This is a genomic window from Haloglomus irregulare (assembly GCF_007421925.1).
Lineage (GTDB): Archaea > Halobacteriota > Halobacteria > Halobacteriales > Haloarculaceae > Haloglomus > Haloglomus irregulare.
The window spans coordinates 1-5,384 of record NZ_QMDX01000046.1; the positions used below are offsets into that span (position 1 = coordinate 1).

Genomic DNA, 5,384 nt, shown 5'->3' on the forward strand with positions numbered 1-5,384 from the left:
ACCAATCGCTCGGCGGGCGCACGCCAGCTGAGGAGGTTCGTAACTAGACAGTGCCATCTTCTCCTTCTTGTCACTCGACAGTGATAGTCACGTCATCCATTCCACCCATGAGCCCGCTGAAGGCCGTCTCGTATCCTTCGTGCCGTGCGGTCTGCGGCTGGACGGTCACCCGCAACGAGAGTTCGTCACCCGATTCGACACCGTCAACGACTGCGCCGTAGTGGTAGTTCAGGTTCGGATCGAGCGTCCGTGTGAATTCACCCTCGTAGACTGTCTCGCTCCCCCTCGAGAGCGTGCCTTCCAGTCCCATCGCGGGGAGAATCATCCGATTGTACCGGGACCGTGCGGACACGGCGACGTACTGTCCGTCCCCGTCGATACCGGCTGGCGGCGTCTTGAGGACGGTCACGACGAATTTCGCATCGTTACTCATCCCGGAGCCGATGGCTGTGCCCGGAAGGTCGCTTTCGGACGGCGCCAGCGAGTCGGGCATCATCTCCATTTCCATCGGGTCAACCGCCCCGGGCGTCGCGGTCTCGTCCTCCATTCGCTTGAACATAATTTCCTCTTTCGCCTGCTGGCTGTATTCGAAGGGAATCTCGACGGTCGTTGGCTCCGAGAACCGTCCCTGGAACGCGCCGGTCCGACGGGTGGTCACCGCCCCGACGCTCAGCTTGACCGTGTACTCTCCATCGCCATTCAGCCCGAAGTTCGCGCCGTAGTGAAAGCCCATCGGCTGGGAGAGCATCGGATAGATGGCCTCCTGGGAGACCAGCGAGTCGCCCTGGTGAATCTCCACCGAGAGTCCCGTCTCCGGAAGTACCGTCATCGTCTCGGGATCCCAAACGCTGGCCATCAGGTGGACATCGTCCTCGTCAGCGATTTCGGTCAGCGAGACGGAATCGCCGTTAACGTTCCAGAATCGGTGGGCGTAGCTGTACATGAGCCCGAACGCATAATCGCCTTGGGTGGTCATCCCGGACATCTTCATCCCCTCGACGTGGCTCGGGATATAGACGCCGTTCGGTCGGTCCTCTGAGACCGGTGGTTGACCAACTGACTGTGTTTCGAACAGTCCCGTACAGCCGGCGAGGGCTGCCGACCCGGTGAGAGCAGCGCCAGCCTGCAACAACGCACGTCGATTCATATCTGACACTCAGAACCCTTGGAGAAAGTCGATTCTGGTCCGGTCCTCGAATCGCCACCAGCGAACGTGTACCGCAGTTCCAACTAAGATTCGGGTCGGGGCGTCGGAACCGCTCGATATCTGCGAGGCGGGACGAGGAAGTTCCCGCGACGGCGGAGGAAAATATACTCGAGGATACCGTTGTTGACACGCTGACGAATCGCTGGCGTGATTTCGGTCAAATCGGTGCCGTTTATTCCCCGACGGACATCCTCGAAGTCCGTGATTTGACGCTGCAGGGACGGAAAGTGGAGACTTGCTACCTTCTGGTCCGACCCGATATCATCCGTCGATTCGAAGTGGCGGCGGAGGAGTTTCACCTTCCAGTCCGCGTCTCGGTTCGCACGGGCGGCCTTCTGTGCGTGATCAACGCGGCCGCGGTCTCTCGCGTCCGCTTTGATCTCCTCAACGAACTGGTCGATCCCGCTACCGGAGCACAGATTCGACCCAACACCCTCAACGAGGTCGTTCTCGGCGTGGCCGGGGCTGAACATCTCCATCACGCGGTCCTCGGAGGACTGTCCGTCGTACCAGTCTTCGAGCCGCTGGCGAAGATTGGCGATCACTTTCGTCGTCGCGCCCGCGAACGGCCCATCTTGGATGGTGACGTACTCCTCGGTCGCCTGGTTCCCCCTGAAGCCAGCCTCGAAGCTCATGAACAGCGGTGATGCCTCCGGAACCGGATTCGAGTTGGGAACGCCAGCCGCGTCCTGGTGGTTCGCCGGGAGGCCAGCGCCGACGAATCCGGTCCATCGTGCAGCGATCGTCGCGACGTCGGTGAGTCGGGCGTCAACGGAGACGTCGTTCGCCTGGTCTTGCTCGCCCCGAAGGGCCGGCTTCGAGCACCACGTCGGCGCAGTCGCTTGCGAGGTGGACGACCGCGTCCTGTGTATCGAACCGTGGGGATTCGAACGGTGAGAGCGCCCGTGGCTCGAGAAGCTCTACGTTCTCGGGGAGTGGCTTGTCAACCCGCTCGAAGTGCGATGGCGAGTACGCGATCGAATGGAGCAAGCTCTCGTGGCTCCACTCATAGGCTCGGTCCAGAACCGTGAGTGCTCGTTCGAGTGTCGACCGGGTGTCAGTCGACGGTTGACCATCCCCGTCGAAGTTGATGTAGGGGAGCACTTGGTGTTTCGGGAGTTGGGAGTTCCCGTGTTCGTCGTGGCGGAGGTACTCGCGCCAGGCGTGTTGGCGTGAGGGGTTCGCGTTCGGATCACCGGTCGGGACCGGCTCGGAGCCACCAAGGTCCACGCAGGCACCAATACACTCGCCCCCCCAGCGCGACGGCTGTTTTGAGAACCTGTCGCCGAGGACGATCGTCGTCAAGCAGATCCATCACTATCTCGAACCTCTGAACTCGACGGAAAGCAGAGTTCTGGTTCGGTTCTCGAACGAGTGTCTACAGCGTCTCACGAGTCGTTCTCGGTCGCATCTGGCTCACCGGCAAGTAGCCCGTCAACGAGTCGCGTGAACCGATCAACCAGTCTGTCGGCGACCGATGGCTCGACCAACCGAAGCATTCGAGCCGTCTCTTCCGGATGTGAAAGAACGAGCGTGATGTGGTTTTGAGTATCGCGCTGCTTGTCGACGAGCTCCTGTTCGACGAGATGGTCGAGATGCCATTCGAGGGTACTTCGGGCGATATTCAACCCATCTGCGACGATGCCGGGCGTGCTGGGCCCGTTCGTCATGAGATAGACGAGGATGTCACGAGCGGTTTCCCTGCGTAGCACGGCCAGTGCTCCTCTCTCCCAAGGACCGTAATCAGGCGTGTAGTAGTGCGTTCGCCCGTACAGTGATTCTTCGGTGATCGCATCTTTTCGCTTGAGTTTCTTGAGGTGGTACTGGACTTGGCCGGGGGCGAGGTCAAGTGCCCGTGTGAGTTCGTTGAAATGGATCCCTGGGTGGTCGGAGACGAACTCGCGAATCCGCGTTCGCTGGTGTGTCATACTGCTGACCCCTCGTGACTGACGGTTCGAGCATAGTAGACCGCCGCGACGACGAGCGCAATAAGTAACACGTCCATTCCGTGTTCGAAAAAGTGGTGGGTCGTCGGCGAGAGCATTCCGAACATACTGAAGCCGGCGACAACGGATCGAGCAAAAAGAGCTGTGAAAGCAGCGACGAGCAACAGGTACGGTCGTGACCGTCGTCGGACGAGTGCAGCAAACGCCACTCCTAACAGAAGTGCCGTGCCCATCGCCGCGATGGTCACGAGTATCAGTAGGGTAGCGGACCCGATGTCGGGAACCGCGTGGAGTGGAATAGTCGCCATTATCTTTCCATTAACTGTGGACGCATCTGAGTGTGTCGCAACGGGTCTATTCTGGAGTTATCATGTTCATGTTGGGTTCATCCTCCGACCACGGGCTGCGAGATCATCCACAGCGAAAGGATCGTATAGCCGATCATCAAGACGACGAGCGGAAGATGACCCCGGGGGCATCCGAGAGTGAGGGATACCGCTCGACGGCGACGTGATGGGCCGCTACGACTGCGATGACGTGCCCTATGACGATCAAAAGCACCTGTGATCCCCAGAAGACCTGTACTGAGAGCCACCCGAACGGGTCGAGCGAGTCGACACCGATTTCGAGTGGTTAGGCGCTGATCTCGAGCAGTCGAGCTGCGCTCCGAACGACGTATGTGTAGTTATGCGCGACATCGTAGGCGGCTGCAATGGGAAGAATAGTGGGTGCAAACGCTCTGGCTGCTCCACGCCACGCTGTCTGCCCCCCATCGGTCGCGATCTCGCCCCCGAGACGTGGCGAGATCCCGAGCGCGTCACCGGCTAAGATCATCAGAGCAAACACTCCGACGAACAGGACGAGTCCGAAACAATAGAGAAGAGCACTCGTTGGCGGGCCGGTCCCTATCGCGTCCCGAACACCGAACAAGACGGTCTGGTACAGTCGGGTATTCGTGAATCCGTCGAAGCTGACAGTGTAAACAGCAGCGACAACGAAGACGGCGATTGCCAGCCCCGAGACGGGGTCGCTACAACCTCGCCATGGTGGTCGAACCGAAATCTCAATGTCCCCTGCAGGAGTTCGGTTAATGAATACCCCTACGACGTGGCCAAACAAGCGATACAGCACACCCATCGGGTTAGCCCGTTCGAACCAAGTCGGTCCGAAGAGCACTGCCCCGGTGAGCATGATGAACGCATAGACAGAAATCATGACGGTTGTGAGTGTTGGCGACCGTGGGATGACAGTCAAGTTCTCGACAATACCGATGAGGAGGAGAAAGCCAGCCAGCGCGGGCCAGGCATCTAGCTGGGATGGATATCCACCCAAGACTGCCAGCTGTCGCCCCTCAAGCCGACACAGCCCACGGTAGACTGCCCGCCACGGAGAGAGTGCGTTCCACGGGGAGCCAAGCAGGATAGCGAGCAGTCCCACGCCGCGAAACCAGACCGGCCAGGTGAACACTGTCGCAAAGTTCTCCGCAGCGGCCTGCCGTCCGAGGACCCCAAACGCGAGTGCTGTGACGACACCGAAGAGGAATGGGACTCCCACGACCGCCCGAATCCAGTATGCTGTCCGGGCGTCGACCGTTGTGAACGTGCGTCGTCTCGTCTTCGTGTTTGTTCGATTCGTGACCGCTAGCCACACCGCGGTCAGTGCGACTGTTCCACCAGCGCCGAGAAAGAGCAACGAGAGTGGAATCGATGCGTTGAATCGCGATCCGGTCACGTCGTGGGCATTCGCCACACCAGGGAGGAGCATCAGCAGACACAGGGTCAAGATTCCCGGGACCCATAATCGAGAATACTGACGACGACCCATCACGTACGTCTACGAGAGTCTGGAAAAAAGCGTCCGTGGTTTGATCCTCGAATCCGCCGGGCGAACGAACAACCTTTTGAATAATAATACCTGATCAATCATCACGGGCCATCGGACTCCTCCCGTTCTCTTTCTGGTCTCGGGGGTACTGGTGGCGCTCGCATTGGTGGGACTCGGATTCTCCTCCGGGGGCGAACTCACCGAACGCTGGGTGAGTGAGACGCCGCGAGACAGCAGAGTCAATCATCACGCCGTGGGGTCGGACCCGAAGGAACGGCCATCGTCGTCCCCGTCGCGGAAGTGCCTAACAGCGACGTTCCTCTTACCGACACGTCCTGCGCACTCGTACGGCTTACACATAATCAAGGAGAACGCCCACGAGTTTACTCGTGGGATGAATCCAACAG

The 5,384-nt window shown here is 59.7% G+C and carries 4 protein-coding genes and 1 pseudogene; all 5 read right to left on the reverse strand.

The window, feature by feature from the left end; translation table 11 throughout:
- Window positions 1-70: 70 nt before the first annotated feature.
- Window positions 71-1,147 (reverse strand): iron transporter, encoded by a 1,077-nt coding sequence (locus DP107_RS19580; RefSeq protein WP_144263753.1) that lies wholly within the window; start codon window positions 1,145-1,147, stop codon window positions 71-73.
- 83 nt (window positions 1,148-1,230) lie between these two features.
- Window positions 1,231-2,516 (reverse strand): annotated as a pseudogene (locus DP107_RS21635) (DUF7405 family protein).
- Between the two features lie 79 nt (window positions 2,517-2,595).
- Window positions 2,596-3,135, reverse strand: a complete 540-nt coding sequence (locus DP107_RS19590; protein WP_144263754.1) for a winged helix-turn-helix transcriptional regulator — start codon at window positions 3,133-3,135, stop codon at window positions 2,596-2,598.
- Entirely contained in the window at window positions 3,132-3,461 is a 330-nt protein-coding gene (locus DP107_RS19595; protein WP_144263755.1) for a DUF7471 family protein, read from the reverse strand. The genes DP107_RS19590 and DP107_RS19595 overlap by 4 nt, the downstream gene beginning before the upstream one ends.
- A 325-nt stretch (window positions 3,462-3,786) precedes the next feature.
- Window positions 3,787-4,902, reverse strand: coding sequence for a hypothetical protein (locus DP107_RS19600; RefSeq protein ID WP_238330982.1), 1,116 nt, complete (start codon window positions 4,900-4,902; stop codon window positions 3,787-3,789).
- Between the last annotated feature and the right edge of the window lie 482 nt (window positions 4,903-5,384).

What these genes read in the sequence shown, in the direction of transcription:
- DP107_RS19580 (WP_144263753.1), bottom strand. Translation starts at nt 1,147, where the DNA reads ATGAATCGACGTGCGTTGTTGCAGGCTGGCGCTGCTCTCACCGGGTCG.
- DP107_RS19590 (WP_144263754.1), bottom strand. Translation starts at nt 3,135, where the DNA reads ATGACACACCAGCGAACGCGGATTCGCGAGTTCGTCTCCGACCACCCA.
- DP107_RS19595 (WP_144263755.1), bottom strand. Translation starts at nt 3,461, where the DNA reads ATGGCGACTATTCCACTCCACGCGGTTCCCGACATCGGGTCCGCTACC.